Here is a 25265-nt window from a genome sequence, read left to right on the forward strand (position 1 = left end):
ATCGCCGGTCAGTGGATGCGCATTATAGGGAGATCTCGGATTAGCGCAAGTGTTTATTTCAATTTTTTTTCTGTTCGTTCTCTTTTTGAACTTTGCGTCTATTTTTGATACTAAAAACACCTTTTGCGTACAAAAAATATACGCCTTATCTTTTTATTGTCTATTCGGTATATTCTATCAATCATGCTTAATTGCTCTGCTTCTACTTTTATTACCGTATTTTCGATCCCCATAGTAACGAATAGTAGGGATCATTCTCTCGTCAACTCCCCCCATCCACTGCTATGCTTTTCTTATATACAAAGCAAAATCAAGTACGAGGCAAAATTATGGGGAAATCAGCAATTCGGAACTACTTAAACCTTTCACCTTCTATTGGTAAAGATGTTTTTATCGATGAGACCGCAACAGTTATTGGCGATGTACGCATTAATAAAGATGTCAGTATCTGGCCGATGGTGGTTATTCGAGGGGATGTGAATTACATAAGTATTGGTGAAAGATCAAATATCCAAGATGGTTCCGTTCTTCATGTCACTCATATTTCTCACAATGATCCCGAAGGTTTTCCTCTTATTATTGGTGATAATGTTACTGTTGGACATAAAGTAATGTTACACGGATGCACAATAGGTAATCGAGTGTTAGTTGGGATGGGATCTATTTTACTCGATGGTGCAATTATTGAAGATGATGTCATGATTGGTGCTGGTAGTTTAGTTCCACCAGGAAAACGGCTTGAGAGTGGTTTTCTTTACTTAGGAAGCCCAGTTAAAAAGATCCGTCCACTCTCATCAGAAGAGATAGAACACTTTATCTATTCTGCTAATAATTATGTCGGGTGGAAAAATAATTATTTAGATACTTATCAATCAGCCATTGATAAAGAATAAATAGGATGAAGAGTTGATAACTCATATTCGGTGATCAGCTCTTCAAATTCTTCTTCAATGTCCCAACGATTTCGTTTAAATAATAAAATTCCGTCTCCAACACCAAAACGCTCAATAAGCTCTTGCTCGGTGATTTGACAATTAAAAAGCATTCCATTGATCATAACAGGAAACAGAACACTATTACTCTCAGCTAGCCATATTTCGCGATCTGGAAATTGAATAGACTGGTTCATTGATTCAATTTTTCTCTTAATACAGTTAAAACAGGATTAATATCTGGTACATACTCATACCATAGTTCAAATGCATAGGCCGCTTGCCCTACAAGCATACCTAATCCATCAGATAAACGTGTACTTCCATGTTTTAATGCGTTGTATAAAAATGATGTCATTCCTGCTTGATAATAAAGATCGTAGCAAGCTGTTTCAAAACTATACACATCATTAGGGATAGGTGGTAAATCATTAATCATACTAGACGCAGATGCATTTATGATTAAATCATAATGTCTATCAGCAACATTTTCGGGGGCTATCGCTCGAATTGTACCAAATTGACCAAATTCTTTTACCAGTTGCTCAGCTTTGGCGAATGTACGATTGGTCAAGGTAATATCACAATCATAATCAAGTAATGGAAGCAATATTCCTCTTGTTGCACCACCAGCGCCAATCACCAAAACAGATCCAACTTTACCAGGCACAATAAAATCAAGTCTGGCTAAATCCAAAATAAGCCCTTGTCCATCGGTATTATCACCAAGAAGAGTACCATCATCCAGTTTAACAATAGAGTTAACCGCACCACATCCCTTTGCTCTATCTGTCAATTTATCAACAAAACGAAAAGCATCTTCTTTAAAAGGGACGGTAACATTAGCACCCCGTCCCCCATTAGCAAAAAACTGAGACGCTGTTTTATCAAATTCATTCAAAGGAACAAGTAAACGCCCATAGCCATACTCTATTCCAGTTTGTTTTGAAAAAAACTGATGAATGAAAGGTGATTGGCTATGTTCGACAGGATTTCCCATCACTAAATATTTTTCCATCAAAATCACCCTTGTCGATATAGTTCACCCGTTAATGCATCTCGAATTTCAGAAGGATTTTGTCTACCGCCAACATCTCCTTCAACAATAGGAATTATATCCTGAAATTGTTCTCTTACTTCTTCAACCGTACGACATGGTGGCAACCCACTTAAATTAGCGCTAGTCGAAACTAAAGGTTTCCCATAAGTTAAACATAACTCTTTGACAATCGCATGGTCAGTTACTCTCACCGCCAAAGAAGAAAATTTTCCAGTTAACCACTTTGGTGTCGTCGACTTGGCGGGAATGACCCATGTAACCGGCCCAGGCCAAGAGGCAAACATCCTATCTCGTTGAATATGTGTTAATGCACTATCATCAATGTAAGGTTTTAGTTGCTCATAATTATCAGCAATTAAAATTAATCCTTTTTCAATTGAACGTTGTTTTAATGCTAATAAGTCCATAACAGCGTGTTCACTATCAGGATCACAGCCAACCCCGAATACAGCTTCTGTTGGATATGCGATAACTTTATTATTTTGTAGTGCTTCTATAATAGTGTTGTTTACAGGTGATGCTTCGTTATTCATGTTCTTCTCTTTTTGTTTGCGGCTTCCCACATAATTTGCTGGCGCACACTAATCTTACTCCCTGAGAAGACCTTTTTTCCATCAATAATAGATAATGACAATACTCACACTCACCATTAACAGGTTTATTATTTAACACAAATTGACATTCTGGGTATTGGTTACAAGCATAAAATATCTTACCAAACCGAGACTTACGTTGTAACAGTTTTCCTTTTTTACATTGAGGGCAAGGAATGATAGTTTCATCTGGTTTATCAATTTGCTCTATGTGTTCACATTCTGGATAATTACTGCAACCAATAAACATTCCAAATTTACCCTGACGCAACACTAAATCAGCGCCACAACATTGGCAAGGTTGCCCTTCTAGCACTTTTATAATTTGGCCATCACCTTGCGGTTTTAATGTTTTTATATAATGGCATTCAGGATAAGCAGAACATCCTAGAAAAGGGCCATGACCACCATTTTTCATGACCAATTCACTACCACACTCAGGGCATTTTTCCTGTTTAGGTTGCTGTGTAAACGGCATATTTTTTGCCATTGTTTTACCTCATACACTTATTCCAATCGAGTATAGCCACCAGCCACAATAACGATTTTTTCTATAAGCTCAAGTTCTAATAAAAGAGGAGCTAATTCAGATGTTGATAATCCACTTTCATGAGCAATAATATCAATGGGCACTATTTCATTAAAACGTAGAAAAGGTAATATCATATCAATTGATTGTTGTTGATTTGGTGTCAATGGCTCTCTTTGAAGATCCTTTTTTTTATTATCAGGGATCTGTATAAACTTTTCGGTTATCGACTCTTGTGAAGGTTCATAATCATTAGTAAGCCACTGCAATGAACTATTTAAATATTCTAAAATATCATCTGGTGAAGATGCTAAATTTGCACCTTGCTTAATAAGTTGATGATTTCCTTCAAAATGAATATCCCCTAATAATCCAGGTAAAACAAATAATTCCTTGCCTTGTTGCAATGCATAGTTGGCAGTAATCAAAGAACCACTTTTAATCCCTGCTTCAATAATGAGTAATGTAGCACTTAACCCACTAATAATTCGATTACGTTGAGGAAAATGACGAGCTAAAGGCGGAGTCATTGGTAAATATTCAGAAATTAGAAGGCCAGACTCTTTTATTTGTGTTGCAAGGGTACGATGGAATGAGGGGTAAATATGTTCTAAACCACTTCCAAGTACAGCAATAGTGACACCATTATTCTTTAGTGCACTTCGATGCCCTATTCCATCAATACCTTGAGCTAACCCACTCGTAATAGTGAATTCTTTCTTTACTAATTCTTGTGCGAAGTAAGTTGCCCATTTATTGCCGTATGCTGTTGCATTTCTACTACCTATTAATGCAATTTGTGTGCTTATTAAATGTTTTCGATTTCCTGCAACAAAAAGCAAAAGTGGCGGTGATGATATTTGCTTTAATAGAGGCGGGTAATCTGAATCTGTAATAGTTAATAATGATGATTCATTTTTATCTAACCACTTTAATGTATTGTTGACAGCATCTGCATGAAGTCTTAAAAATTGATGACATTGCTGTTCTGACAAGCCACAACTTTTCAATTGTCTATCATTTAGTTGTGTGACTGATTGTAAATACTTTGCAATTTGAATTGCTTTATTAATCGGTAATCTTGAAACAGCATTAAGTCTTATCCATATTTCTCTGGCATCCATGCATTATCCTAATGTTGTTTTTAGCAAACAGGATGAGTGCTAAACACACCAAATACTGTCAATCTAGATAATAAATGTCTAGAATAGACGTTAAATCCTATTCACATTTTAGAAACAGTCCGAATAAATTATGGCAGTGTTACACGTATTACATTATCCAGACGAGCGCCTTCGCACGATTGCAAAGCCAGTCGAAAAAGTTGATGCCGAAATTCAAAGAATCATAGATGATATGTTTGAAACGATGTATTTAGAAGAAGGTATTGGCTTAGCTGCGACACAAGTGGATATCCACCAGCGCATTATCGTCATTGATATCTCTGAAACAAGAGATCAAAGACTGGTATTAATAAACCCTGAACTTCTTGATGCCGAAGGCGATACCGGTATAGAAGAAGGCTGTTTATCTATCCCAGAACAACGCGCTTTTATTCCTCGTGCTGAGCACGTAAAAGTAAAAGCCCTTGATTACAATGGCCAGCCCTTTGAGTTAGAAGCTGATGACTTATTAGCTATCTGCATTCAACATGAAATGGATCATTTAGTTGGTAAACTATTTGTAGATTATTTATCTCCATTAAAACGCCAACGTATCCGTCAAAAAGTTGAGAAACTCGATAAGCTAGATAAAAAAAGAGCTAAAGCAGGACAGTAACAGTTAAATTGAAACAGGAAGAAAACGTGTCTGATTCATTACGTATTATTTTTGCGGGAACACCCGATTTTGCGGCTCGACATTTAGCTGCATTGTTATCAACCCAACATCGTGTGGTGGGAGTTATGACTCCTCCAGATAAACCCGCAGGAAGAGGTAAGAAACTGACTATTAGCCCAGTTAAAGAACTGGCGTTAACTCATGATATTCCTGTTTATCAACCTGCTTCTTTAAAACCAGAAGAGAACCATGAATGGATTGTAGAACAACAAGCTGACATTATGATTGTTGTGGCTTATGGGATGATCTTACCTAAAGCTGTTCTTGAAATCCCTCGTTTAGGTTGTCTAAATGTACATGGTTCTCTCCTTCCTAAATGGCGAGGTGCCGCACCGATTCAACGCTCTTTATGGGCGGGTGATAAAGAAACAGGTGTCACAATTATGCAGATGGATGTTGGCTTAGATACAGGCGATATGCTGTATAAAGCATCATGTCCAATTACAAATGAAGACACCAGTGCGTCACTTTATGAAAAACTAGCAGAACTCGGCCCTAAAGCTCTAACGACTACACTAGATCTGATTACAACTGGTAAAATAAAAGCCGAAAAACAAGATGATAGTTTAGCGAATTACGCACAAAAATTATCTAAAGAAGAAGCAAAAATTGATTGGTCATTATCGGCTGAACAAATAGAGCGCTGTATAAGAGCCTTCAATCCATGGCCAATGAGCTTTTTCATGCTAGACGAACAGCCGGTAAAAGTATGGAAGGCACACGTTATTGCAGATGATACAAATCAACCTGTAGGAACTTTATTAAAAGCAGATAAAACAGGTATTTATATTGCGACAGGTAACGGCATTCTAAATATCACTGAATTACAGCCTTCAGGTAAAAAGCCTATGGCTTCTGCTGATTTACTAAACTCCAAGCGAGATTGGTTCACTCCTGGGAAAATCATTCAATAATAATTCTAAACCCTGATATTTATCCTTATCAGGGTTTTCCTTTTTTCACGCCAATGTAACACCTCTCTGGCGCTCAATATTAAACGTTGACTCATTATGAAAACGTCATACAACTTACGTAGCATTGCAGCAAAAGCAATCAATCAGGTATTAGATCAAGGCTTATCTCTAAGCACCGTCATACCCGAACTTCAAAAAAATATTTCAGATAAAGATAAAGCTTTATTACAAGAAATTTGCTTTGGTGTATTACGCACATTGCCACAATTAGAATGGATTATTCAGCAACTCATGGATAAACCATTAAAAGGTAAACAGCGTATTTTACACTACCTCATTATGGTGGGTTTATATCAGCTTCTTTATACGCGTATTCCTGCCCATGCAGCTCTAGCAGAAACAGTAAATGGTACTGTTGCATTAAAAAAACCACAGTTAAAAGGATTAATTAACGGTGTATTACGTCAGTTTCAACGCCAACAAGATATCCTAAATGAACGTTTTCAAAATAGTGAAAGTCGTTTTCTTCATCCATCATGGTTACTTGCTCGTATCAAGCATGCTTACCCTGAACAATGGATGAGTATTGTTGAAGGCAACAACCAAAAACCACCTATGTGGTTACGTGTTAATCAACAACACCATTCACGAGAAGAGTATTTGGCATTATTGGCAGATAATAATATTTCAGGCATTGCTGATAATAGCCACCCTTTTGCTATCCGTTTAGAGAATCCGTGTAACGTTAACCTTCTTCCCGGATTTGCAGATGGTTGGGTAACAATTCAAGATCGTTCTGCTCAACGTTGCGCTGAATTATTAGCACCAGAAAATAAAGAACAAATTCTCGATCTATGTGCCGCGCCAGGGGGCAAAACAACTCATATTTTAGAAATAGCACCTCAGGCTCAGGTTTTAGCCGTAGATATTGATGAACAACGTTTGAAACGAGTACAAGAGAATCTTACTCGTTTAAAACTCAATGCAATCGTCAAAAGTGGTGATGGACGTTATCCAGAACAATGGTGCGCAGGTATGCAATTTGATCGCATTTTACTTGATGCACCATGCTCAGCAACCGGAGTTATTCGCCGTCATCCTGATATCAAATGGCTTCGTCGTAATGACGATATTGAGCAATTAGCTCAAATTCAAAAAGAAATTCTTCATGCTATTTGGCCATACTTAAAATTTGGTGGCACACTCGTTTATGCTACATGTTCTATTCTTCCAGAAGAGAACATGCAACAAGTTGAAGCATTTTTGACATCAACTAAAGATGCACAATGCCATTACCAACATCAATGCTTACCTGAAAAAGAAGGCGGCGATGGTTTCTTTTATGCATTGATCAGAAAAATATGATCCTGTGATAAAAGATGATATCGGATCTAAAAGACGCTACTATTTCAACGCAAGATCATCAAGATCTTGCGTTTCTTTTCTATTTGTTAATCGAATACTCTGAGAAATTACGATGAAAATTATTATCTTAGGCGCTGGTCAAGTCGGTGGTACTCTCGCTGAAAATCTTGTCGGGGAGAATAATGACATTACTGTCGTTGATACTAATGCAGATCGTTTACGCCAACTTCAAGATAAATTCGATTTACGAGTAGTTAATGGGCATGGCTCTCATCCAAGGATCTTAAGAGAAGCAGGTGCAGAAGATGCTGATATGTTGGTTGCAGTTACCAATTCTGACGAAACCAACATGATAGCGTGCCAAGTGGCCTATACCTTGTTTAATACACCAAATAAAGTTGCACGTATACGTGCTTCAGAATTTGTTCGAGAAGCAGATAAACTATTTTTACCAGAAGCGATTCCCATTGATTATTTAATATCACCAGAACATTTAGTTATTGATTATATTTATAAACTTATTCAATACCCCGGTGCATTACAAGTGGTTAATTTTGCCGAAGGCCAAGTCAGTATCGTTGCCGTCAAAGCCTATTATGGTGGGTCTCTTGTTGGTAATGCTTTATCAACATTACGAGATCATATGCCACATATTGATACTCGTGTTGCTGCAATTTTTCGTCAAGATAGACCTATTCGGCCTCAAGGCTCCACTATCATAGAAGCTGGAGATGAGGTCTTTTTTGTTGTCGCATCTCAGCATATCCGCGCTGTAATGAGTGAATTACAGCGATTAGAAAAACCATATAAACGCATTATGATTGTAGGTGGCGGTAATGTAGGGGCCGGTTTAGCAGCAAGATTGGAAAAAGATTATAGCGTCAAACTTATTGAACATAATCAACAGCGTGCAACAGAACTAGCTGAACTTCTTCATGACACAATTGTTTTTTATGGTGATGCATCAGACCAAGAGCTTCTTGCAGAAGAACACATAGAACAAATCGATGTTTTTATTGCGCTGACTAATGATGATGAAGCTAACATTATGTCTGCTATGTTAGCAAAAAGAATGGGGGCAAAAAAAGCAATGGTCCTCATTCAGCGCAGTGCTTATGTTGATTTAGTTCAAGGTGGTGTTATTGATATTGCAATTTCACCACAGCAAGCAACTATTTCTGCACTTTTAGGTCATGTTCGCAAAGCGGATATTGTCAGTGTTTCATCATTACGCCGCGGTGTTGCTGAAGCAATTGAAGCTGTGGCTCACGGTGATGAAAATACATCAAAAGTCGTTGGTCGTCGTATACAAGATATCAAACTGCCACCAGGTACTATTATTGGGGCAATTGTTAGAAATGAAGATGTCATTATTGCAAATGCAAGCCACTCTATAGAACAGGGCGACCATGTAATTATGTTTATCACAGATAAAAAATATGTCCCTGAAGTTGAAAAACTTTTCCAACCTAGCCCATTTTTCTTATAACAATTACTTAGAAATAAGAATAATAGTGATTGTTACTTATAATGGTCTACTATTATCATGTTAGATACTATATTTTTACATAATAAATCTATACTTAGATAAATAAGGGGTGGATATGTCTTTTTTCAAAGAGTTTCGTGAATTCGCAATGAAAGGCAATGTTGTTGACATGGCTGTCGGTGTCATCATTGGTGCAGCTTTTGGTAAGATTGTTTCATCACTGGTTGCTGATATCATTATGCCACCACTAGGACTATTAATTGGTGGTATTGATTTTAAACAGTTTAGCCTTGTATTAAGAGATGCAAGTGGCGATGTTCCAGCCGTTGTACTAAATTACGGTATGTTTATTCAAACTGTTTTCGACTTTGCTATTGTTGCATTCGCTATTTTCTGTGCGATTAAATTAATTAACAAAACACGCCGCCAAGCAGAAGAAGCTCCGAAAGCACCACCTGCCCCATCAGCCGAAGAAACTCTATTAACAGAGATCCGTGATTTATTAAAAAATCAGCAGAAATAAAAACTAAAAGGCCAGTGATAACAATTGAAAGAATCTTTTGTTATCACTGGCCTCCCAGTTACCCTTCTTGTTATGTTTCGCTTTTCTCATAAAACTACCTTTCCCTTTCTTATTTTTTTCTACACGTTGTCTAAATAAAGGATCGTGAACCAACGCTGCTAAAGCATTATCTTTAATAACACCTTTTTGGTGCTGATATTTGCTAGACATAAAAACCTCTTAAATTGTTAAAGAACATAAAAGCATAATACGGTACAGATATTATTGCTTTGTAGCTCCAGATTCAAGTATTTCTAGAATTGAACAATAAGTACTCTCATGAGCACTACCACAACACGCATTACTCAACATCTTTAATGAATCTCGCATTCGCTCCATTTCTTTCAAGCGAATTTCAACTTCTGCTAGTCTTGCATCAACAATATGCTTTGATTCAACACAAGTATGGTGGGCAGGATCAACACGAATAGAAAGGAGCTCTGTAATAGCATCTAATGTAAAACCCAGCTCTTTTGCATAACGAATAAAACGTAAACGTTGGAGATCTTGCTCTGTATATAGCCGATAACCACCTTCTGTGCGTCTATCATGATCCATTAATCCTTGTTTTTCATAAAACCGGATTGTATCTGTTGTTACATTAGCTAATTTTGCAACCTGCCCAATACGATACATGGATCATCCTCCATTGTTAATTATGAATAAGCATAGCAAATAACAAAAAAATAGAATTGAAATATAGTGCGAAGCTTATATTACAAAATAGCAGTATGATTAAACAGCAGAAAATAAATATGATGTAACACAAAAGAAGGTAAAGAGAAAAGCAAAAATAAAATATAAAAAGAAAAACCTTTATTTCCTGTGAATAGCATTTTCCTATAGATATAAAAAAACCGGATTAAAAAATCCGGTCTTTTTATTCGCTTCACTAAATAATAATTAAATTATTCAGCTGCTGCTTCTGTTTCAGAATCAGCACGGTCAACAAGCTCAATGTAAGCCATTGGAGCGTTGTCACCAGCACGGAAGCCACACTTCAGAATACGAGTGTAACCACCTGCACGGCTCGCAAAACGCGGACCTAATACTGTAAACAGTTTTGCCACGACTTCGTTATCACGAGTACGGGCGAATGCCAGACGACGATTAGCTACGCTGTCGGTCTTGGCAAGAGTAATCAGCGGCTCAACGACGCGACGCAGTTCTTTCGCTTTAGGCAAAGTTGTCTTGATTATCTCATGACGAACTAAAGAACCTGCCATGTTACGAAACATAGCCTGACGATGGCTGCTGTTGCGGTTCAATTGACGACCACTCTTACGATGGCGCATGACCTTATCCTTCTCAGTAAAACCTTAACCTGTGATCTTATTCATCAGCGATACTTGCAGGTGGCCAATTCTCAAGGCGCATGCCCAGAGATAGACCACGCGACGCCAGTACGTCTTTAATCTCAGTAAGAGATTTCTTACCAAGGTTAGGCGTCTTAAGTAATTCAACTTCAGTACGCTGTACCAGATCACCGATGTAGTGGATTGCTTCTGCCTTCAGACAGTTAGCAGAGCGGACAGTCAATTCAAGATCGTCTACTGGGCGCAGTAAGATAGGATCGAATTCTGGCTTCTCTTCTTTAACTTCTGGCTGACGAACATCACGTAAGTCAACAAAAGCTTCAAGCTGTTCAGCCAGGATAGTCGCTGCACGGCGAATCGATTCTTCTGGATCGATAGTACCGTTAGTTTCCATCTCGATTACCAGCTTATCCAAGTCGGTACGCTGTTCAACACGAGCCGCTTCCACATTATAAGCAATACGCTCAACTGGGCTATAGCACGCGTCTACTAAAAGGCGACCGATAGGGCGCTCATCTTCTTCCGAATGAATTCGGGCAGAAGCCGGCACATAACCACGACCACGCTGAACTTTGATACGCATGTTAATAGATGCGTTTTCGTCTGTAAGGTGGCAGATAACGTGCTGCGGCTTGACGATTTCGACATCACCGTCATGGATGATATCGGCTGCAATAACAGGGCCAATGCCAGATTTGCTCAAAGTAAGAATAACTTCATCTTTACCATGAACTTTTACCGCCAACCCCTTAAGGTTGAGCAGTATTTCTAGGATATCTTCCTGAACACCTTCTTTGGTGCTGTACTCATGCAGTACACCATCAATCTCAACCTCTGTTACCGCACAACCCGGCATAGACGAAAGCAGAATACGGCGCAGTGCGTTACCAAGAGTATGGCCGAAGCCTCGCTCTAATGGCTCAAGGGTCACCTTGGCGTGCGTCGAACTGACTTGCTCGATATCAACCAGGCGCGGTTTTAGAAACTCTGTCACAGAACCCTGCATTGTGTCCTCTCTTTGGTGCTAAGCCTTACTTGGAGTAAAGCTCGACGATCAGGTGCTCGTTAATGTCAGCAGACAAGTCAGTACGTTCAGGAATACGTTTGAACACACCTTCCATCTTAGCAGCATCAACTTCCAGCCATGTTGGCTTTTCACGCTGTTCAGCCAGCTCTAAAGCAGCCTTGATACGAGACTGTTTTTTCGATTTTTCACGAACGCTGACTACGTCATTCGGGGAAACCTGATAAGAAGCAATGTTAACCACGCGACCATTTACCATGATTGCTTTATGGCTAACCATCTGACGTGCTTCTGCGCGAGTTGCGCCAAAGCCCATACGATAAACAACGTTATCCAGACGACCTTCCAGCAGAGTCAGCAGGTTTTCACCTGTGTTGCCTTTCAGACGAGTTGCTTCTTTGTAGTAGTTACGGAATTGACGTTCTAGAACACCGTAAATACGACGTACTTTTTGTTTTTCACGTAACTGAACACCGTAATCAGAAAGACGCGGTTTACGTGCGCCGTGCTGACCTGGTGCTTGTTCCAGTTTACACTTGGTGTCAATCGCCCGAACGCCAGATTTTAGAAATAAATCTGTACCTTCACGGCGGCTCAGCTTGAGCTTAGGACCCAAATATCTTGCCATTTTCTTTCTCCAACTTTCCTAAAAACGAAAACGTTATTAAACGCGACGTTTTTTCGGTGGACGACAACCGTTATGAGGAATCGGAGTCACATCAGTAATATTAGTGATGCGGAAACCAGCCGCGTTTAATGCACGGATAGTTGACTCACGACCAGGACCAGGTCCTTTAACCATAACTTCCAAGTTCTTAATTCCGTACTCTTTAACAGCTTCAGCGCAACGTTCTGCTGCAACCTGAGCCGCGAACGGAGTAGATTTACGAGAACCACGGAAACCGGAACCACCGGCAGTAGCCCAACCCAATGCGTTACCTTGACGATCGGTAATAGTAACGATTGTGTTGTTGAAAGAAGCATGGATATGAGCCACACCGTCAGAGACTTGTTTTCTTACACGCTTACGTGCACGAATAGGTGCTTTTGCCATTGTTCAAATACCCCGATTATTTCTTGATCGGCTTACGCGGACCCTTACGGGTACGTGCGTTAGTCTTAGTACGCTGACCGCGAACTGGTAGACCACGACGATGACGTAAACCACGGTAAGTACCAAGATCCATCAGACGTTTGATGCTCAGGGTAACTTCACGACGCAGATCACCTTCTACAACGTATTTGGCAACTTCGTCACGCAGCTTGTCGATTTGCTCTTCAGACAGCTCACTGATCTTAACATTTTCAGCAATACCAGCAGCTACACAGATAGCCTGTGAGCGGGTCTTACCGATACCGTAAATCGAAGTTAATGCGATTACGGTATGTTTATGATCAGGAATGTTAATGCCTGCTATACGGGCCACTATGCACTCCTAGATTAGCAGTTATACAGTACCATTCTGAAAAGCCCGTTTTCAGGATACTCAAACAATACTGTATATATTATAAAAGATTGGGCTGGCTAATTTAGCCAGCTCAACCGAACTTTGCAAGAAAAAAATGCAATAAATTAGCCTTGACGCTGTTTATGCTTAGGCTCGACGCTGCAAATTACACGCACGTGACCGTGACGTCTAACAATTTTGCAGTTACGGCACATTTTCTTGACGGAAGCACGAACTTTCATTTTTACTCTCCGTAACTTCTAAAACAAATCACTTATCAGTAATTAACCTTTAAGATTTGCTTTTTTCAATGCAGACTCATACTGACTTGACATCAGGAGAGTTTGCACTTGAGCCATAAAATCCATGATGACCACAACCACGATTAAGAGGGAAGTACCACCAAAATAGAAAGGTACTTTCATTGCGTCACGCATGAACTCCGGGATGAGACAGATAAAGGTAATATACAAGGCACCGATTAAGGTTAAACGAGTCATTACTTTATCTATATATTTAGCCGTCTGCTCTCCCGGGCGAATTCCTGGTACAAATGCACCGGACTTCTTCAGGTTATCTGCCGTTTCTCTTGGGTTGAAAACCAACGCCGTATAGAAGAAACAGAAGAATATGATTGCAGCAGCGTATAGTAGCACATAAATAGGTTGACCAGGCTGTAGATTTAACGAAATCGTCGTCAGCCAACCCCATCCTGTACCATCGCCAAACCAAGAGGTTATTGTACCAGGAAACAGGATAATACTTGAAGCAAAAATTGCTGGTATAACACCCGCCATATTTACTTTAAGTGGTAGATGTGTACTTTGTGCCGCGTATATTCTACGCCCTTGTTGACGTTTTGCATAGTTAACAACGATACGACGTTGTCCTCTTTCTACAAAAACAACAAAGAAAGTAACCGCGAACACCAATACTGCAACCAACAATAACAGGAGGAAGTGCAGTTCGCCTTGCCGCGCCTGCTCGATGGTTTGACCAATGGCAGGCGGAAGACCTGCAACGATACCTGCAAAGATAATAATTGAGATACCGTTACCAATACCACGTTCAGTGATTTGCTCACCTAACCACATTAGGAACATTGTCCCAGTGACTAAGCTCACAACAGCCGTAATATAGAATGGTAGACCTGGATTAATCACCAGACCTTGCATTCCTGGCATATTCGGTAAGCCTGTTGCGATACCAATTGATTGGAATATCGCCAGCACCAAAGTACCATAACGGGTATATTGGCTGATCTTACGACGACCGGCCTCCCCTTCCTTCTTAATCTCTGCTAACCGAGGGTTAACCACTGATAAGAGTTGGATAATAATCGATGCCGAAATATAAGGCATGATACCCAGCGCAAAGATAGAAGCACGGCTAAGAGCACCACCAGAGAACATGTTAAACATTTCAATGATGGTGCCTTTTTGCTGATCGAGCAATTTGGCAAGCACAGTGGCATCAATACCAGGGATAGGAATAAAAGAGCCAATCCTAAAGACAATTAGTGCACCAAGAACAAACAAAAGTCTGCGTTTTAGTTCACCAACACCACCTTTAGCACTCTGAAAATCTAAACCTGGTTGTTTAGCCATCTGTCACTTATTCCTCAATTTTACCGCCAGCTGATTCGATTGCTGCACGGGCACCTTTGGTAACACGCAGACCACGAATAGTCACTGCACGGTTAACCTCACCAGACAGAATTAATTTTGCAAATTCAATCTGTGGGCCAACAACGTTTGCGGCTTTCAGTGCATTCAGATCGATTACATCGCCTTCAACGTAAGCTAAATCAGACAGACGGATTTCCGCAGTCACGAAAGATTTACGTGAAGTAAAACCAAATTTTGGTAAACGACGATATAAAGGCATCTGGCCGCCTTCAAAACCACGACGTACGCCACCGCCAGAACGAGACTTCTGACCTTTGTGACCACGGCCGCCAGTTTTACCTAAGCCAGAACCGATACCACGACCTACACGTTTAGGCGCATGCTTGGCACCTTCAGCCGGAGACAGAGTATTTAAACGCATCTCTTACTCCTCAACTTTAACCATATAGGAAACCAAGTTGATCATACCGCGAACTGCTGGTGTATCTTCGCGTTCTACAGTGTGACCGATGCGACGCAGACCTAAACCAGTCATAGTTGCCTTATGTTTAGGCAGACGGCCGATTAAGCTGCGTGTTTGAGTAATTTTAATAGTCTTAGCCATGGTCATTACCCCAGAATTTCTTCAACGGATTTACCACGCTTAGCTGCGACCATATCTGGAGACTTCATGCTATCTAAAGCGTCCAGTGTTGCACGAACCACGTTAATCGGGTTAGTGGAACCATAGGTTTTAGCCAGTACGTTACGAACGCCAGCCACTTCTAGAACTGCACGCATTGCACCACCTGCGATGATACCAGTACCTTCATGAGCAGGCTGCATAAATACGCGAGAACCTGTGTGGGTACCTTTAACAGGGTGGAACAGAGTACCGTTGTTTAAAGCGACGGTTTTCATATTGCGACGGGCTTTTTCCATCGCTTTCTGGATTGCTGCCGGAACTTCGCGAGCTTTGCCATATCCAAAACCAACGCGGCCATTACCATCACCAACTACTGTAAGAGCGGTGAAGCTAAAGATACGACCACCTTTAACGGTTTTAGATACGCGGTTTACCGCGATCAGCTTTTCCTGCAGTTCGCCAGCTTGTTTCTCGATGTGAGCCATCTTACACTCCTACCTTAGAACTGAAGGCCAGCTTCACGGGCAGCATCTGCCAGTGCCTGGACTCGACCATGATATTGGAAACCGGAACGGTCAAATGATACTACTTTGATACCTTTTTCCAGAGCGCGTTCAGCAACAATTTTACCAACTACTGCTGCTGCTTCTTTGTTTCCAGTGTTTTTCAGTTGCTCAATGATAGCTTTTTCTGTAGTAGAAGCGGCCACCAAAGTTTCAGAACCGTTTGGTGCAATAACCTGCGCATAAATATGGCGAGGGGTACGGTGTACCACCAGGCGAGTCGCACCCAATTCTTGGAGCTTACGGCGTGCGCGGGTCGCACGACGGATACGAGCTGCTTTCTTATCCATAGTGTTACCTTACTTCTTCTTAGCCTCTTTGATACGCACAACTTCGTCGGCGTAACGAATACCTTTACCTTTATAAGGTTCAGGGCGACGGTAAGCACGCAGTTCAGCTGCTACTTGACCAATCACTTGCTTATCCGCACCTTTCAGTACGATTTCAGTTTGTGTTGGACATTCAGCAGTGATGCCTGCTGGCAGTTGGTGTTCCACTGGATGTGAAAAACCTACTGATAAGTTAACCGCATTGCCTTTAATAGACGCACGATAACCTACACCTACCAGTTGCAGTTTCTTAGTGAAGCCTTCGGTAACACCTACAACCATTGCATTTAACAGAGAACGAGTAGTACCCGCCTGTGCCCATGCATCAGCAAAACCATCGCGAGGTGCGAAAGTTAACTGGTTGTCAGCATGTTGAATTTCAACTGCATTATGGATAGTACGAGTTAGCTCGCCGTTTTTACCCTTAATCGTAATTACCTGACCGTTGAGTTTAACCTCTACGCCGGCAGGAATGACGACGGGTGCTTTTGCCACACGAGACATTCTTTCCTCCCGAATTAAGCTACGTAGCAGATAATCTCGCCACCAAGACCTGCTTGGCGAGCTGCACGATCAGTCATAACACCTTTTGAGGTAGAAACAACAGCGATGCCCAGTCCTGCCATAACTTGTGGCAGCTCATCTTTTCTTTTATAGATGCGCAGACTTGGACGGCTTACGCGCTGAATGCTTTCTACTACAGCCTTACCTTGGAAATATTTTAAAGTGATTTCCAATTCTGGCTTAGTGTCGCCTTCAATTTTAAAATCTTCGATATAACCTTCTTCCTTAAGCACGTTGGCAATCGCCACTTTCAGCTTGGAGGAAGGCATTGTGACCGCAACTTTATTCGCGGCCTGACCGTTACGGATACGGGTCAGCATATCCGCGATGGGATCTTGCATGCTCATCTGTCTTTACTCCCGTGATTCAATTATGGTAATTACCAGCTAGCCTTTCTAAGGCCCGGGATTTCACCGCGCATAGCGGCTTCACGGACTTTAATACGGCTGAGGCCAAATTTCCGCAGGAAACCGTGCGGACGTCCAGTTTGACGGCAGCGGTTACGCTGACGTGAAGGACTTGAATCACGTGGCATAGTTTGCAGTTTCAGAACAGCATTCCAACGATCTTCGTCAGATACGTTCACATCTGAAACGATAGCTTTCAGTTCTGCGCGTTTTGCGAAGAATTTCTCAGCTAAATTCGCACGTTTTACATCACGTGCTTTCATAGATTTCTTAGCCATGAATGCCCTGCCTTACTTGCGGAACGGGAAGTTAAACGCTGCTAACAGTGCGCGACCTTCATCATCTGATTTCGCAGTCGTAGTAATGGTAATATCCAAACCACGAACACGATCCACTTTATCGTAATCGATTTCAGGGAAGATGATTTGCTCACGTACGCCCATGCTGTAGTTACCACGTCCATCAAATGATTTAGCGGACAAACCACGGAAGTCACGGATACGTGGTACAGCAATAGAGATCAGGCGTTCAAAGAACTCCCACATGCGTTCGCCACGCAGGGTCACTTTACAGCCGATCGGATAGCCCTGGCGGATTTTGAAGCCTGCAACAGATTTGCGTGCTTTGGTGATCAAAGGTTTTTGACCTGAGATTGCTGCTAAATCAGCTGCTGCATTGTCCAGCAGTTTTTTATCAACAATCGCTTCACCAACACCCATGTTCAGGGTGATCTTCTCGACCCGAGGGACTTGCATGACAGAATGGTAACCAAACTGAGACATCAGTTTTTGGACTACCTCGTCTTTGTAGTAATCATGCAGTTTCGCCATCGTATACTCCAAATTACTTGATAGTTTCTTTATTAGACTTGAAGAAACGAACTTTTTTGCCGTCTTCGAATCTAAAACCTACACGGTCAGCCTTACCGGTTGCCGCATTGAAGATTGCAACGTTAGAAACTTGGATAGAAGCTTCTTTTTCAACGATGCCACCTGGTTGGTTCAGAGCCGGAACTGGCTTCTGATGTTTTTTAACCAGATTGATACCTTCAACGATAACTTTACCAGAAGAAAGAACCTGTTTTACTTTACCGCGCTTACCTTTATCTTTACCAGTTAGCACGATAACTTCGTCTTCACGACGGATTTTCGCTGCCATTGCCTGCTCCTTAGAGTACTTCAGGTGCCAGAGAGATTATTTTCATAAACTTCTCGTTACGAAGTTCACGAGTAACCGGCCCAAAAATACGCGTACCAATAACTTGCTCGCTGTTGTTGTTTAACAATACACAAGCGTTGCTATCGAAGCGAATGACAGAACCGTCAGGGCGACGAACACCCTTCTTGGTGCGCACCACTACCGCTTTCAGTACATCACCTTTCTTAACTTTACCACGTGGAATTGCTTCCTTGATGGTAATTTTGATGATGTCACCTACATCTGCGTAGCGACGGTGCGAGCCACCTAGAACCTTGATACACATTACGCGACGTGCACCGGAGTTGTCGGCCACGTTCAGCATAGTCTGTTCTTGGATCATTTTAGTGCTCCGCTAAATGTCAACTACTACTGAGCCACTTCCACATTAGAAGAGGCCGTTCAATATCCCATAATACGAGGGAGCGGCATTATAACACCACATTCTCGATATGGACAGAAAAAATAAACGGCTCGTTCAGTTTTGAGCCGTTTATTTCGTACGAAAAGGCTATTTTATTACAGAACAGCTTTTTCTACAACGCGAACTAACGCCCAAGACTTAGTCTTAGACAGTGGACGTGTTTGACGAATTTCTACTACGTCACCAATTCCACATTCGTTGTTCTCGTCATGTACATGCAGTTTGGTCGTACGACGGATAAACTTACCATATAATGGGTGTTTAACCATACGATCGATAGCAACGACAATAGATTTCTCCATTTTGTCACTAACTACACGACCTTGCAGAGTACGGATTTTATCGGTCATTACGCACCCGCCTTCTCAGTCAGTAAAGTCTTAACGCGTGCGATATTACGACGCACTTGTTTCAACAGATGAGACTGTTGTAACTGACCACTTGCTGCCTGCATACGCAGGTTAAACTGCTCACGCAGTAAGTTCAGCAGTTCTGTGTTCAGCTCTTCAACGCTCTTTTCGCGCAGCTCTTTTGCTTTCATTACATCACCGTCTTAGTTACAAAGGTGGTTTTGATAGGCAGTTTTGCTGCCGCCAGCTTGAATGCTTCACGGGCCAGTTCTTCAGGCACACCATCCATTTCATACAGGACTTTACCTGGCTGGATTAAGGCAACCCAATACTCAACGTTACCTTTACCTTTACCCATACGGACTTCGAGCGGCTTTTCAGTGATTGGTTTGTCTGGGAACACACGGATCCAGATTTTACCCTGACGCTTAACTGCACGGGTCATTGCACGACGTGCCGCTTCGATCTGACGTGCAGTCAGACGACCACGGCCCACAGCTTTAAGACCGTAAGTCCCGAAGCTTACATCCGCACCAGCAGCTAAGCCACGGTTGCGGCCTTTGTGCACTTTACGGAATTTTGTACGCTTTGGTTGTAACATCAGCGACTCTCCTTACTTGCGGCCTTTACGCTGCTGCTTTTTAGGTTGAGCAGCCGGTTTTTCCGCCTGTTCAACTGCAGCCATACCACCCAGGATCTCACCTTTGAAGATCCATACCTTAACGCCGAGCACACCATAAGTGGTTTGTGCTTCTGAGGTATTGTAGTCGATATCTGCACGCAGAGTGTGCAGAGGTACACGACCTTCACGATACCATTCAGTACGAGCGATTTCAGCGCCACCTAAGCGACCACTTACTTCCACTTTAATACCTTTAGCGCCTAAACGCATAGCGTTCTGTACCGCACGCTTCATAGCACGACGGAACATAACACGACGTTCCAGCTGTGAAGTGATGCTGTCAGCAACTAATTTTGCGTCCAGTTCAGGTTTACGTACTTCGGCGATATTAATTTGCGCAGGAACGCCAGCGATATCCGCTACGTTTTTGCGCAGTTTTTCAACATCTTCACCTTTTTTACCGATAACGATGCCTGGGCGAGCAGTGTGAATAGTCACACGGATGCTTTTCGCAGGACGTTCGATAACGATACGAGATACAGATGCTTTAGCCAGTTCTTTAGTTAAGTACTGACGTACTTTAAAGTCGCTGTCTAGGTTGTCAGCGAATTCATTGGTACCCGCATACCATGTGGAATTCCAAGGCTTGACAATGCCAAGGCGGATACCATTAGGATGTACTTTTTGACCCATTGCTAGTCTCCAGAGTCTCAGCGATCAGACACAACCACAGTGATGTGGCTGGTGCGCTTCAGAATACGATCTGCACGGCCTTTTGCACGAGGCATAATGCGCTTCATAGAAGGACCTTCGTCAACAAAGATCTTAGCTACTTTCAGATCATCAATGTCAGCGCCATCGTTGTGTTCTGCATTAGCAATAGCAGACTCCAGTACTTTCTTCACTAAACCAGCAGCTTTCTTGTTGGTAAAGGTTAAAATTTCCAGAGCTTGCGACACTTTCTTACCGCGAATCAGGTCAGCTACCAAGCGAACCTTCTGAGCAGAAGAACGAGCGTGGCGATGCATAGCGATAGTTTCCATCTCTTCCTCCTACCTTATTTTTTCTTAGCCTTTTTATCGGCTGCATGACCGCGATAAGTACGGGTCGGCGCGAATTCACCCAGTTTGTGACCAACCATTTCGTCGGAAACGTAAACTGGAACATGCTGACGACCATTATGGACAGCGATGGTCAAACCGATCATGTTAGGAAAGATCGTTGAACGACGGGACCAAGTCTTAACAGGCTTTTTGTCACCGCTTTCCACCGCTTTCTCTACCTTCTTCAGCAAGTGCAGGTCAATGAAAGGACCTTTCTTGAGAGAACGTGGCATGGCTTATCCTCTAATTATTTCTTAGTACGACGATGAACGATGAAATGTTCAGTGCGTTTGTTTTTACGAGTCTTCTTACCTTTGGTTTGAACGCCCCAAGGTGTTACTGGGTGTTTACCAAAGTTACGACCTTCACCACCACCATGTGGGTGATCGACTGGGTTCATCGCAGTACCGCGAACGGTAGGACGAATACCACGCCAGCGACTTGCACCAGCTTTACCCAGAACGCGTAACATGTGCTCAGAGTTGCCAACTTCACCGATAGTTGCACGGCAATCAGAAGGAACTTTACGCATTTCACCAGAGCGCAGACGAATAGTGACATAAGCACCATCACGAGCAACGATCTGAACGTAAGTACCAGCTGAACGAGCTAACTGACCACCTTTACCTGGTTTCATTTCTACGTTATGAACTGTAGAACCAACCGGGATATTACGCATTGGTAAGGTGTTACCCGCTTTGATAGCAGCATCAACGCCAGACTGAACTTTATCACCCGCTTTCAGGCCTTTTGGAGCCAGAATGTAGCGACGTTCACCATCAGCATACAGCACTAAAGCGATGTTAGCTGAACGGTTTGGATCATATTCCAGACGTTCTACTGTTGCAGGGATACCATCTTTGTTGCGTTTGAAGTCAACAATACGGTAAGCCTGTTTGTGACCACCACCGATATGACGGGTAGTGATACGACCATTGTTGTTACGACCACCGGACTTGCTGTTTTTTTCCAGCAATGGCGCATAAGGTTTCCCTTTATGCAGCTCAGGGTTTACCACTTTAACTACGTGGCGACGGCCCGGAGACGTAGGTTTACATTTAACAATTGCCATTGTTCTTTACTCCTCCGACTTACTCAGCGCCGCCGACGAAGTCCAGATTCTGGCCTTCCTTCAGGGTGACGTAAGCTTTTTTCCAGTCGCTACGACGACCAATACGCTGACCGTGACGTTTCACTTTGCCTTTCATCAGCAGAGTGTTAACACTTTCAACTTCGACTTCAAACAGTTTTTGTACAGCTGCTTTAATCTCTGCTTTGGTCGCGTCTTTAGCAACTTTGAGAACGATGGTGTTTGATTTTTCCATCGCGATAGAAGCTTTTTCAGATACATGCGGCGCGCGCAGTACTTTCAGCAGACGTTCTTCACGGATCATGCCAGCATCTCCTCAACTTGCTTCACAGCGTCAGCAGTCATGACGACTTTGTCGAAGGCGATTAAGCTAACAGGGTCGATTGTTGCTGCATCACGTACGTCAACTTTATATAAGTTGCGTGCTGCTAAATACAGATTCTCATCTACATCAGCAGTGATGATCAGAACATCTTCCAGAGCCATATCTTTCAGTTTCTGTGCTAAAAGTTTAGTTTTAGGCGCTTCAACAGAGAACTTCTCTACGACGATCAGACGATCTTGACGTACCAGCTCAGACAGAATGCTCTTCAGAGCACCACGGTACATCTTTTTGTTTACTTTTTGACTGTGGTCCTGTGGTTTAGCTGCGAAGCTAACACCACCAGAGCGCCAAATTGGGCTCTTGATTGAACCTGAACGTGCACGACCTGTACCTTTCTGTCTCCAAGGCTTTTTGCCTGAACCAGAAACTTCAGCACGGGTTTTCTGAGCACGAGTACCTTGACGAGCACCAGCAGCGTATGCAACGACTACTTGATGCACAAGCGCTTCGTTAAAGTCACGCCCGAAGGTAGTTTCGGAAACAGTCAGCGCGCCTTGCGCGTCTTTCATTACCAATTCCATTCCTATCTCCTCGACGTTACGCCTTGACAGCTGGTTTAACGATCAGGTCACTGCCAGTTGCACCTGGAACAGCACCTTTGACCAGCAGCAGGTTGCGCTCAGCGTCAACACGTACTACTTCCAGGCTCTGAACGGTAACTTGTTCGTTACCCAGTTGACCTGCCATTTTCTTGCCTTTGAACACCTTACCCGGAGTCTGGTTCTGACCGATAGAACCCGGAACACGGTGAGACAAGGAGTTACCGTGGGTAGCATCTTGAGTACGGAAGTTCCAGCGCTTTACAGTACCAGCAAAACCTTTACCTTTAGATGTTCCAGTAACGTCGACTTTTTTAACGTCAGCGAAAATTTCTACGCTAATGCTTTGACCTACAGTGTATTCTTCGCCTTCATTCAGACGGAATTCACGTAGTAAGCGGCCAGCTTCGACACCAGCTTTAGCAAAATGACCTGCTTCAGGTTTCAGTACACGGTTAGCTTTTTTGCTACCAGTAGTCACCTGAATGGCACGATAACCGTCTTTCTCCAGATCTCTGACCTGAGTAACACGGTTGTTTTCAATTTCGATAACGGTTACAGGGATTGAAACGCCATCTTCAGTGAAGATACGCGTCATTCCTACTTTCTTACCGACTAAACCAATCATTGTTTCAACCTCTCAATCGCTTGATGACCTGATTAACCTAGGCTGATCTGCACGTCTACGCCGGCAGCCAGATCCAGACGCATCAGAGCATCAACGGTTTTCTCGGTTGGCTCAACGATGTCAACCAGACGTTTGTGAGTGCGAATTTCATACTGATCACGCGCATCTTTATTAACGTGCGGAGAAATCAACACTGTGAAACGCTCTTTGCGAGTCGGCAGTGGGATTGGACCACGAACTTGCGCACCAGTGCGCTTAGCAGTCTCTACGATTTCCGCAGTTGATTGATCAATCAGACGATGATCAAAAGCTTTCAGGCGGATACGGATTCTTTGGTTCTGCATGAGACCAGAGCTCCAACTATTTTTTATAAACGTAAATGATCACTACTCGTACCCATTTCGATTGATGAGAGAGTGTAATCGTTCTGCATATAACTCCCCAATCGGGAGTATTATATTTAATGCAATAAAAAATCTGCATTAGCTGATTAATCAGCCTCACTAAATCAGTGAGCCTGCGCATTATACTTGCCTGAGTGATGAAATCAAGCCAAGAATAAAAAATCATCGATAAAAATATGCTTTATTATTTAAAAAATGAAAAAAGCAAAGGCAATCTTCATTCCCTTTGCTTTAAATAGGTTTGTAAATGTTGTCGATAAGAGAAAATTGACGCCTTTTTTATTGAGGATTATTCTTCAATAATCTGAGCTTGTAGGTAATTTTGAAGTCCTATACGCTCAATTAACTCAAGCTGAGTTTCAATCCAATCAATGTGCCCTTCTTCATCAGTTAAGATTTCTAACATTAAATCTCGGCTCACATAGTCATGAATAGAATCAGCATACGCTATTGCTTCACGTAAATCTTTGGCACCGCCAAGTTCTAATTCAAGATCAGAGCGTAGCATCTCTTCAACATCTTCACCGATATTTAGTTTGCCTAAATCTTGTAAGTTAGGAAGCCCCTCTAGAAATAAAATACGTTCAATATATTTATCAGCATGTTTCATTTCATCGATAGATTCATGGTATTCCATTTCATTGAGACGAGTTAGCCCCCAATTTTTGAACATTCGGGCATGCAGGAAATACTGATTAATCGCAACAAGCTCACCACCTAATAATTTATTAAGGTGGGCTATCATTTTTTTATCACCTTTCATTTTTATGCTCCTTTGCTTCCAGTCTTTTTAGTGTAGACCTTTTATACAAAGTGGAGAGAAAGGAAATTTAAAATTTGTTATGCAACTTCAGAAATTTGAGGATAAAGGAGAGATTGCTCATTTTCAATGATTTGACGAGCTTGACGTACACACTTACCACAACAACTACCAACAGGTAAGATCTTGCGTAATTCATTAATAGTGTGGATTTGATGTTTGTGAACTGTGGATATGATTTTTTTATCACTCACACCATGGCAAAGACAGACGTACATAATAGCAACCTCATTAGCTACTCACATAGCGAATAGTAAATGATAACTATTGTGATTTCAATTTCTATTTAACTTAGATGTTCTAATCTAATACAGAAACTAACATGATAATAAGAGAATAAATTGAGGATTAGATTTAGCTAAGATAAAAAGAACTATTTCTAGATACAAAAAAGGGCATCAATTGATGCCCTTTCTCTATAATTTAAAGCAGGTTAGGGATTAACCTAATACTTTAGCAACAACGCCCGCACCTACTGTACGGCCACCTTCGCGGATAGCGAAACGTAAACCGTCG

The 25265-nt window shown here is 41.9% G+C and carries 44 protein-coding genes; 6 read left to right on the plus strand and 38 right to left on the minus strand.

The window, feature by feature from the left end:
- The first annotated feature begins 329 nt into the window (after positions 1-329).
- Positions 330-893 carry a gamma carbonic anhydrase family protein gene (locus ABN256_RS18010; protein WP_072071071.1) on the plus strand — a complete coding sequence of 188 codons (564 nt, stop codon included), beginning with the start codon at positions 330-332 and terminating at the stop codon, positions 891-893.
- On the opposite strand, the gene ABN256_RS18015 is transcribed toward ABN256_RS18010, so the two are convergent.
- The 5 genes from ABN256_RS18015 to dprA are packed head-to-tail and all read right to left on the minus strand — an operon-like array spanning position 869 to position 4238.
- Positions 869-1129 (minus strand): DUF1488 family protein, encoded by a 261-nt coding sequence (locus ABN256_RS18015; RefSeq protein WP_196554955.1) that lies wholly within the window; start codon positions 1127-1129, stop codon positions 869-871. The genes ABN256_RS18010 and ABN256_RS18015 overlap by 25 nt on opposite strands.
- Positions 1126-1950 carry a shikimate dehydrogenase gene (gene aroE / locus ABN256_RS18020; protein ID WP_196554954.1) on the minus strand — a complete coding sequence of 275 codons (825 nt, stop codon included), beginning with the start codon at positions 1948-1950 and terminating at the stop codon, positions 1126-1128. Before aroE ends, ABN256_RS18015 begins: the two co-directional genes overlap by 4 nt.
- Positions 1951-1955: 5 nt before the next feature.
- Positions 1956-2525, minus strand: coding sequence for an L-threonylcarbamoyladenylate synthase type 1 TsaC (tsaC, locus tag ABN256_RS18025; protein WP_340894666.1), 570 nt, complete (start codon positions 2523-2525; stop codon positions 1956-1958).
- Positions 2518-3075 (minus strand): DNA topoisomerase family protein, encoded by a 558-nt coding sequence (locus ABN256_RS18030; protein ID WP_072071075.1) that lies wholly within the window; start codon positions 3073-3075, stop codon positions 2518-2520. Before ABN256_RS18030 ends, tsaC begins: the two co-directional genes overlap by 8 nt.
- A 17-nt stretch (positions 3076-3092) precedes the next feature.
- On the minus strand, positions 3093-4238 hold the full coding sequence (gene dprA, locus ABN256_RS18035; RefSeq protein WP_349439852.1) for a DNA-processing protein DprA: 1146 nt from the start codon (positions 4236-4238) through the stop codon (positions 3093-3095).
- A 130-nt stretch (positions 4239-4368) separates the two neighbouring features.
- Between dprA and def the strand changes: the two genes are divergently transcribed.
- From def to mscL, 5 genes are all read left to right on the plus strand, one after another.
- On the plus strand, positions 4369-4893 hold the full coding sequence (def, locus tag ABN256_RS18040) for a peptide deformylase (protein WP_072071077.1): 525 nt from the start codon (positions 4369-4371) through the stop codon (positions 4891-4893).
- 26 nt (positions 4894-4919) lie between these two features.
- Positions 4920-5867 (plus strand): methionyl-tRNA formyltransferase, encoded by a 948-nt coding sequence (gene fmt, locus ABN256_RS18045; protein ID WP_196554950.1) that lies wholly within the window; start codon positions 4920-4922, stop codon positions 5865-5867.
- 96 nt (positions 5868-5963) lie between these two features.
- Entirely contained in the window at positions 5964-7232 is a 1269-nt protein-coding gene (gene rsmB, locus ABN256_RS18050; RefSeq protein ID WP_072071079.1) for a 16S rRNA (cytosine(967)-C(5))-methyltransferase RsmB, read from the plus strand.
- A 112-nt stretch (positions 7233-7344) separates the two neighbouring features.
- Complete coding sequence (gene trkA, locus ABN256_RS18055) at positions 7345-8721, plus strand: Trk system potassium transporter TrkA (RefSeq protein WP_036933204.1); 1377 nt, start codon at positions 7345-7347, stop codon at positions 8719-8721.
- 115 nt (positions 8722-8836) lie between these two features.
- Positions 8837-9244: a large-conductance mechanosensitive channel protein MscL gene (gene mscL / locus ABN256_RS18060; RefSeq protein WP_023583476.1), complete on the plus strand. Its 408-nt coding sequence runs from the start codon at positions 8837-8839 to the stop codon at positions 9242-9244.
- A 3-nt stretch (positions 9245-9247) separates the two neighbouring features.
- On the opposite strand, the gene ABN256_RS18065 is transcribed toward mscL, so the two are convergent.
- From ABN256_RS18065 to ABN256_RS18225, 33 genes are all read right to left on the minus strand, one after another.
- Positions 9248-9454, minus strand: a complete 207-nt coding sequence (locus tag ABN256_RS18065; RefSeq protein ID WP_072071080.1) for an alternative ribosome-rescue factor A — start codon at positions 9452-9454, stop codon at positions 9248-9250.
- Positions 9455-9505: 51 nt separating this feature from the next.
- Positions 9506-9919 (minus strand): Zn(2+)-responsive transcriptional regulator, encoded by a 414-nt coding sequence (gene zntR / locus ABN256_RS18070; RefSeq protein WP_069368787.1) that lies wholly within the window; start codon positions 9917-9919, stop codon positions 9506-9508.
- 272 nt (positions 9920-10191) lie between these two features.
- Entirely contained in the window at positions 10192-10578 is a 387-nt protein-coding gene (rplQ, locus tag ABN256_RS18075; protein ID WP_004246940.1) for a 50S ribosomal protein L17, read from the minus strand.
- Positions 10579-10615: 37 nt separating this feature from the next.
- Positions 10616-11605 carry a DNA-directed RNA polymerase subunit alpha gene (locus ABN256_RS18080; RefSeq protein ID WP_006535513.1) on the minus strand — a complete coding sequence of 330 codons (990 nt, stop codon included), beginning with the start codon at positions 11603-11605 and terminating at the stop codon, positions 10616-10618.
- A gap of 25 nt (positions 11606-11630) precedes the next feature.
- Positions 11631-12251 carry a 30S ribosomal protein S4 gene (gene rpsD, locus ABN256_RS18085; protein WP_004246942.1) on the minus strand — a complete coding sequence of 207 codons (621 nt, stop codon included), beginning with the start codon at positions 12249-12251 and terminating at the stop codon, positions 11631-11633.
- A gap of 36 nt (positions 12252-12287) precedes the next feature.
- Positions 12288-12677, minus strand: a complete 390-nt coding sequence (gene rpsK, locus ABN256_RS18090) for a 30S ribosomal protein S11 (protein ID WP_002919257.1) — start codon at positions 12675-12677, stop codon at positions 12288-12290.
- A 16-nt stretch (positions 12678-12693) separates the two neighbouring features.
- Complete coding sequence (gene rpsM / locus ABN256_RS18095) at positions 12694-13050, minus strand: 30S ribosomal protein S13 (RefSeq protein WP_036914623.1); 357 nt, start codon at positions 13048-13050, stop codon at positions 12694-12696.
- A gap of 146 nt (positions 13051-13196) precedes the next feature.
- Positions 13197-13313, minus strand: a complete 117-nt coding sequence (gene rpmJ / locus ABN256_RS18100; protein WP_071788572.1) for a 50S ribosomal protein L36 — start codon at positions 13311-13313, stop codon at positions 13197-13199.
- Between the two features lie 42 nt (positions 13314-13355).
- Positions 13356-14678 (minus strand): preprotein translocase subunit SecY, encoded by a 1323-nt coding sequence (gene secY, locus ABN256_RS18105; RefSeq protein WP_006535510.1) that lies wholly within the window; start codon positions 14676-14678, stop codon positions 13356-13358.
- A 7-nt stretch (positions 14679-14685) separates the two neighbouring features.
- Positions 14686-15120 carry a 50S ribosomal protein L15 gene (gene rplO / locus ABN256_RS18110; protein WP_004246944.1) on the minus strand — a complete coding sequence of 145 codons (435 nt, stop codon included), beginning with the start codon at positions 15118-15120 and terminating at the stop codon, positions 14686-14688.
- Positions 15121-15123: 3 nt separating this feature from the next.
- Positions 15124-15303 carry a 50S ribosomal protein L30 gene (gene rpmD, locus ABN256_RS18115; protein WP_036914634.1) on the minus strand — a complete coding sequence of 60 codons (180 nt, stop codon included), beginning with the start codon at positions 15301-15303 and terminating at the stop codon, positions 15124-15126.
- Between the two features lie 5 nt (positions 15304-15308).
- Positions 15309-15809: a 30S ribosomal protein S5 gene (gene rpsE / locus ABN256_RS18120; RefSeq protein WP_023583472.1), complete on the minus strand. Its 501-nt coding sequence runs from the start codon at positions 15807-15809 to the stop codon at positions 15309-15311.
- 14 nt (positions 15810-15823) lie between these two features.
- Positions 15824-16177: a 50S ribosomal protein L18 gene (rplR, locus tag ABN256_RS18125; RefSeq protein WP_023583471.1), complete on the minus strand. Its 354-nt coding sequence runs from the start codon at positions 16175-16177 to the stop codon at positions 15824-15826.
- Positions 16178-16186: 9 nt separating this feature from the next.
- Positions 16187-16720 carry a 50S ribosomal protein L6 gene (rplF, locus tag ABN256_RS18130; protein ID WP_036933221.1) on the minus strand — a complete coding sequence of 178 codons (534 nt, stop codon included), beginning with the start codon at positions 16718-16720 and terminating at the stop codon, positions 16187-16189.
- Between the two features lie 14 nt (positions 16721-16734).
- Positions 16735-17127, minus strand: a complete 393-nt coding sequence (rpsH, locus tag ABN256_RS18135; protein WP_004246950.1) for a 30S ribosomal protein S8 — start codon at positions 17125-17127, stop codon at positions 16735-16737.
- 32 nt (positions 17128-17159) lie between these two features.
- Positions 17160-17465, minus strand: a complete 306-nt coding sequence (rpsN, locus tag ABN256_RS18140) for a 30S ribosomal protein S14 (protein WP_006535503.1) — start codon at positions 17463-17465, stop codon at positions 17160-17162.
- A 12-nt stretch (positions 17466-17477) separates the two neighbouring features.
- A complete protein-coding gene (rplE, locus tag ABN256_RS18145) occupies positions 17478-18017 on the minus strand; it encodes a 50S ribosomal protein L5 (protein ID WP_036933223.1) in 540 nt (179 codons plus the stop codon).
- A 13-nt stretch (positions 18018-18030) separates the two neighbouring features.
- Positions 18031-18345, minus strand: coding sequence for a 50S ribosomal protein L24 (rplX, locus tag ABN256_RS18150; RefSeq protein ID WP_006535502.1), 315 nt, complete (start codon positions 18343-18345; stop codon positions 18031-18033).
- A 10-nt stretch (positions 18346-18355) separates the two neighbouring features.
- Complete coding sequence (gene rplN, locus ABN256_RS18155) at positions 18356-18727, minus strand: 50S ribosomal protein L14 (RefSeq protein ID WP_004246955.1); 372 nt, start codon at positions 18725-18727, stop codon at positions 18356-18358.
- 176 nt (positions 18728-18903) lie between these two features.
- Positions 18904-19158 carry a 30S ribosomal protein S17 gene (gene rpsQ, locus ABN256_RS18160; protein WP_023583468.1) on the minus strand — a complete coding sequence of 85 codons (255 nt, stop codon included), beginning with the start codon at positions 19156-19158 and terminating at the stop codon, positions 18904-18906.
- Positions 19158-19349, minus strand: coding sequence for a 50S ribosomal protein L29 (rpmC, locus tag ABN256_RS18165; protein ID WP_004238624.1), 192 nt, complete (start codon positions 19347-19349; stop codon positions 19158-19160). The genes rpsQ and rpmC overlap by 1 nt, the downstream gene beginning before the upstream one ends.
- The gene (gene rplP / locus ABN256_RS18170; RefSeq protein WP_006535500.1) at positions 19349-19759 is read right to left on the minus strand and encodes a 50S ribosomal protein L16; all 411 of its coding nucleotides are present in this window, start codon (positions 19757-19759) and stop codon (positions 19349-19351) included. The genes rpmC and rplP overlap by 1 nt, the downstream gene beginning before the upstream one ends.
- A gap of 12 nt (positions 19760-19771) precedes the next feature.
- Positions 19772-20473 (minus strand): 30S ribosomal protein S3, encoded by a 702-nt coding sequence (rpsC, locus tag ABN256_RS18175; protein ID WP_023583467.1) that lies wholly within the window; start codon positions 20471-20473, stop codon positions 19772-19774.
- 17 nt (positions 20474-20490) lie between these two features.
- A complete protein-coding gene (rplV, locus tag ABN256_RS18180) occupies positions 20491-20823 on the minus strand; it encodes a 50S ribosomal protein L22 (RefSeq protein WP_006535498.1) in 333 nt (110 codons plus the stop codon).
- 14 nt (positions 20824-20837) lie between these two features.
- Entirely contained in the window at positions 20838-21116 is a 279-nt protein-coding gene (rpsS, locus tag ABN256_RS18185; protein WP_004246960.1) for a 30S ribosomal protein S19, read from the minus strand.
- A 14-nt stretch (positions 21117-21130) separates the two neighbouring features.
- A complete protein-coding gene (gene rplB, locus ABN256_RS18190) occupies positions 21131-21955 on the minus strand; it encodes a 50S ribosomal protein L2 (protein ID WP_006535497.1) in 825 nt (274 codons plus the stop codon).
- Between the two features lie 19 nt (positions 21956-21974).
- Positions 21975-22277 carry a 50S ribosomal protein L23 gene (rplW, locus tag ABN256_RS18195; RefSeq protein WP_004246962.1) on the minus strand — a complete coding sequence of 101 codons (303 nt, stop codon included), beginning with the start codon at positions 22275-22277 and terminating at the stop codon, positions 21975-21977.
- Positions 22274-22879: a 50S ribosomal protein L4 gene (gene rplD, locus ABN256_RS18200; RefSeq protein WP_023583466.1), complete on the minus strand. Its 606-nt coding sequence runs from the start codon at positions 22877-22879 to the stop codon at positions 22274-22276. The genes rplW and rplD overlap by 4 nt, the downstream gene beginning before the upstream one ends.
- A 16-nt stretch (positions 22880-22895) precedes the next feature.
- Complete coding sequence (gene rplC / locus ABN256_RS18205; RefSeq protein ID WP_023583465.1) at positions 22896-23525, minus strand: 50S ribosomal protein L3; 630 nt, start codon at positions 23523-23525, stop codon at positions 22896-22898.
- A gap of 32 nt (positions 23526-23557) precedes the next feature.
- Positions 23558-23869 carry a 30S ribosomal protein S10 gene (rpsJ, locus tag ABN256_RS18210; RefSeq protein ID WP_001181005.1) on the minus strand — a complete coding sequence of 104 codons (312 nt, stop codon included), beginning with the start codon at positions 23867-23869 and terminating at the stop codon, positions 23558-23560.
- A 349-nt stretch (positions 23870-24218) separates the two neighbouring features.
- Positions 24219-24692: a bacterioferritin gene (gene bfr / locus ABN256_RS18215; protein WP_196554949.1), complete on the minus strand. Its 474-nt coding sequence runs from the start codon at positions 24690-24692 to the stop codon at positions 24219-24221.
- Positions 24693-24769: 77 nt separating this feature from the next.
- Entirely contained in the window at positions 24770-24967 is a 198-nt protein-coding gene (gene bfd / locus ABN256_RS18220) for a bacterioferritin-associated ferredoxin (RefSeq protein WP_072071082.1), read from the minus strand.
- A 222-nt stretch (positions 24968-25189) separates the two neighbouring features.
- A partial coding sequence (locus ABN256_RS18225; RefSeq protein ID WP_072077167.1) for an EF-Tu C-terminal domain-related protein occupies positions 25190-25265 on the minus strand: 76 nt, incomplete at its 5' end.

Source organism: Proteus sp. fly-1008, from assembly GCF_040140305.1.
GTDB lineage: Bacteria > Pseudomonadota > Gammaproteobacteria > Enterobacterales > Enterobacteriaceae > Proteus > Proteus vulgaris_B.

What these genes read in the sequence shown, in the direction of transcription:
- rplW (WP_004246962.1), bottom strand. Translation starts at nt 22,277, where the DNA reads ATGATCCGTGAAGAACGTCTGCTGAAAGTACTGCGCGCGCCGCATGTA.
- rpmC (WP_004238624.1), bottom strand. Translation starts at nt 19,349, where the DNA reads ATGAAAGCAAAAGAGCTGCGCGAAAAGAGCGTTGAAGAGCTGAACACA.
- aroE (WP_196554954.1), bottom strand. Translation starts at nt 1,950, where the DNA reads ATGGAAAAATATTTAGTGATGGGAAATCCTGTCGAACATAGCCAATCA.
- rplE (WP_036933223.1), bottom strand. Translation starts at nt 18,017, where the DNA reads ATGGCGAAACTGCATGATTACTACAAAGACGAGGTAGTCCAAAAACTG.
- rplO (WP_004246944.1), bottom strand. Translation starts at nt 15,120, where the DNA reads ATGCGTTTAAATACTCTGTCTCCGGCTGAAGGTGCCAAGCATGCGCCT.
- mscL (WP_023583476.1), top strand. Translation starts at nt 8,837, where the DNA reads ATGTCTTTTTTCAAAGAGTTTCGTGAATTCGCAATGAAAGGCAATGTT.
- ABN256_RS18010 (WP_072071071.1), top strand. Translation starts at nt 330, where the DNA reads ATGGGGAAATCAGCAATTCGGAACTACTTAAACCTTTCACCTTCTATT.
- bfr (WP_196554949.1), bottom strand. Translation starts at nt 24,692, where the DNA reads ATGAAAGGTGATAAAAAAATGATAGCCCACCTTAATAAATTATTAGGT.
- rpsK (WP_002919257.1), bottom strand. Translation starts at nt 12,677, where the DNA reads ATGGCAAAAGCACCTATTCGTGCACGTAAGCGTGTAAGAAAACAAGTC.
- rpsC (WP_023583467.1), bottom strand. Translation starts at nt 20,473, where the DNA reads ATGGGTCAAAAAGTACATCCTAATGGTATCCGCCTTGGCATTGTCAAG.
- rpsQ (WP_023583468.1), bottom strand. Translation starts at nt 19,158, where the DNA reads ATGACCGATAAAATCCGTACTCTGCAAGGTCGTGTAGTTAGTGACAAA.
- rplR (WP_023583471.1), bottom strand. Translation starts at nt 16,177, where the DNA reads ATGGATAAGAAAGCAGCTCGTATCCGTCGTGCGACCCGCGCACGCCGT.
- rplN (WP_004246955.1), bottom strand. Translation starts at nt 18,727, where the DNA reads ATGATCCAAGAACAGACTATGCTGAACGTGGCCGACAACTCCGGTGCA.
- rplB (WP_006535497.1), bottom strand. Translation starts at nt 21,955, where the DNA reads ATGGCAATTGTTAAATGTAAACCTACGTCTCCGGGCCGTCGCCACGTA.
- trkA (WP_036933204.1), top strand. Translation starts at nt 7,345, where the DNA reads ATGAAAATTATTATCTTAGGCGCTGGTCAAGTCGGTGGTACTCTCGCT.
- rsmB (WP_072071079.1), top strand. Translation starts at nt 5,964, where the DNA reads ATGAAAACGTCATACAACTTACGTAGCATTGCAGCAAAAGCAATCAAT.
- secY (WP_006535510.1), bottom strand. Translation starts at nt 14,678, where the DNA reads ATGGCTAAACAACCAGGTTTAGATTTTCAGAGTGCTAAAGGTGGTGTT.
- rpsH (WP_004246950.1), bottom strand. Translation starts at nt 17,127, where the DNA reads ATGAGCATGCAAGATCCCATCGCGGATATGCTGACCCGTATCCGTAAC.
- def (WP_072071077.1), top strand. Translation starts at nt 4,369, where the DNA reads ATGGCAGTGTTACACGTATTACATTATCCAGACGAGCGCCTTCGCACG.
- rplC (WP_023583465.1), bottom strand. Translation starts at nt 23,525, where the DNA reads ATGATTGGTTTAGTCGGTAAGAAAGTAGGAATGACGCGTATCTTCACT.
- rpsN (WP_006535503.1), bottom strand. Translation starts at nt 17,465, where the DNA reads ATGGCTAAGAAATCTATGAAAGCACGTGATGTAAAACGTGCGAATTTA.
- ABN256_RS18065 (WP_072071080.1), bottom strand. Translation starts at nt 9,454, where the DNA reads ATGTCTAGCAAATATCAGCACCAAAAAGGTGTTATTAAAGATAATGCT.
- rpsJ (WP_001181005.1), bottom strand. Translation starts at nt 23,869, where the DNA reads ATGCAGAACCAAAGAATCCGTATCCGCCTGAAAGCTTTTGATCATCGT.
- rplX (WP_006535502.1), bottom strand. Translation starts at nt 18,345, where the DNA reads ATGGCAGCGAAAATCCGTCGTGAAGACGAAGTTATCGTGCTAACTGGT.
- tsaC (WP_340894666.1), bottom strand. Translation starts at nt 2,525, where the DNA reads ATGAATAACGAAGCATCACCTGTAAACAACACTATTATAGAAGCACTA.
- rpsE (WP_023583472.1), bottom strand. Translation starts at nt 15,809, where the DNA reads ATGGCTCACATCGAGAAACAAGCTGGCGAACTGCAGGAAAAGCTGATC.
- ABN256_RS18015 (WP_196554955.1), bottom strand. Translation starts at nt 1,129, where the DNA reads ATGAACCAGTCTATTCAATTTCCAGATCGCGAAATATGGCTAGCTGAG.
- zntR (WP_069368787.1), bottom strand. Translation starts at nt 9,919, where the DNA reads ATGTATCGTATTGGGCAGGTTGCAAAATTAGCTAATGTAACAACAGAT.
- ABN256_RS18030 (WP_072071075.1), bottom strand. Translation starts at nt 3,075, where the DNA reads ATGGCAAAAAATATGCCGTTTACACAGCAACCTAAACAGGAAAAATGC.
- dprA (WP_349439852.1), bottom strand. Translation starts at nt 4,238, where the DNA reads ATGGATGCCAGAGAAATATGGATAAGACTTAATGCTGTTTCAAGATTA.
- rpsD (WP_004246942.1), bottom strand. Translation starts at nt 12,251, where the DNA reads ATGGCAAGATATTTGGGTCCTAAGCTCAAGCTGAGCCGCCGTGAAGGT.
- ABN256_RS18080 (WP_006535513.1), bottom strand. Translation starts at nt 11,605, where the DNA reads ATGCAGGGTTCTGTGACAGAGTTTCTAAAACCGCGCCTGGTTGATATC.
- rplP (WP_006535500.1), bottom strand. Translation starts at nt 19,759, where the DNA reads ATGTTACAACCAAAGCGTACAAAATTCCGTAAAGTGCACAAAGGCCGC.
- bfd (WP_072071082.1), bottom strand. Translation starts at nt 24,967, where the DNA reads ATGTACGTCTGTCTTTGCCATGGTGTGAGTGATAAAAAAATCATATCC.
- rplF (WP_036933221.1), bottom strand. Translation starts at nt 16,720, where the DNA reads ATGTCTCGTGTGGCAAAAGCACCCGTCGTCATTCCTGCCGGCGTAGAG.
- rplQ (WP_004246940.1), bottom strand. Translation starts at nt 10,578, where the DNA reads ATGCGCCATCGTAAGAGTGGTCGTCAATTGAACCGCAACAGCAGCCAT.
- rplD (WP_023583466.1), bottom strand. Translation starts at nt 22,879, where the DNA reads ATGGAATTGGTAATGAAAGACGCGCAAGGCGCGCTGACTGTTTCCGAA.
- rplV (WP_006535498.1), bottom strand. Translation starts at nt 20,823, where the DNA reads ATGGAAACTATCGCTATGCATCGCCACGCTCGTTCTTCTGCTCAGAAG.
- rpsS (WP_004246960.1), bottom strand. Translation starts at nt 21,116, where the DNA reads ATGCCACGTTCTCTCAAGAAAGGTCCTTTCATTGACCTGCACTTGCTG.
- rpmD (WP_036914634.1), bottom strand. Translation starts at nt 15,303, where the DNA reads ATGGCTAAGACTATTAAAATTACTCAAACACGCAGCTTAATCGGCCGT.
- rpmJ (WP_071788572.1), bottom strand. Translation starts at nt 13,313, where the DNA reads ATGAAAGTTCGTGCTTCCGTCAAGAAAATGTGCCGTAACTGCAAAATT.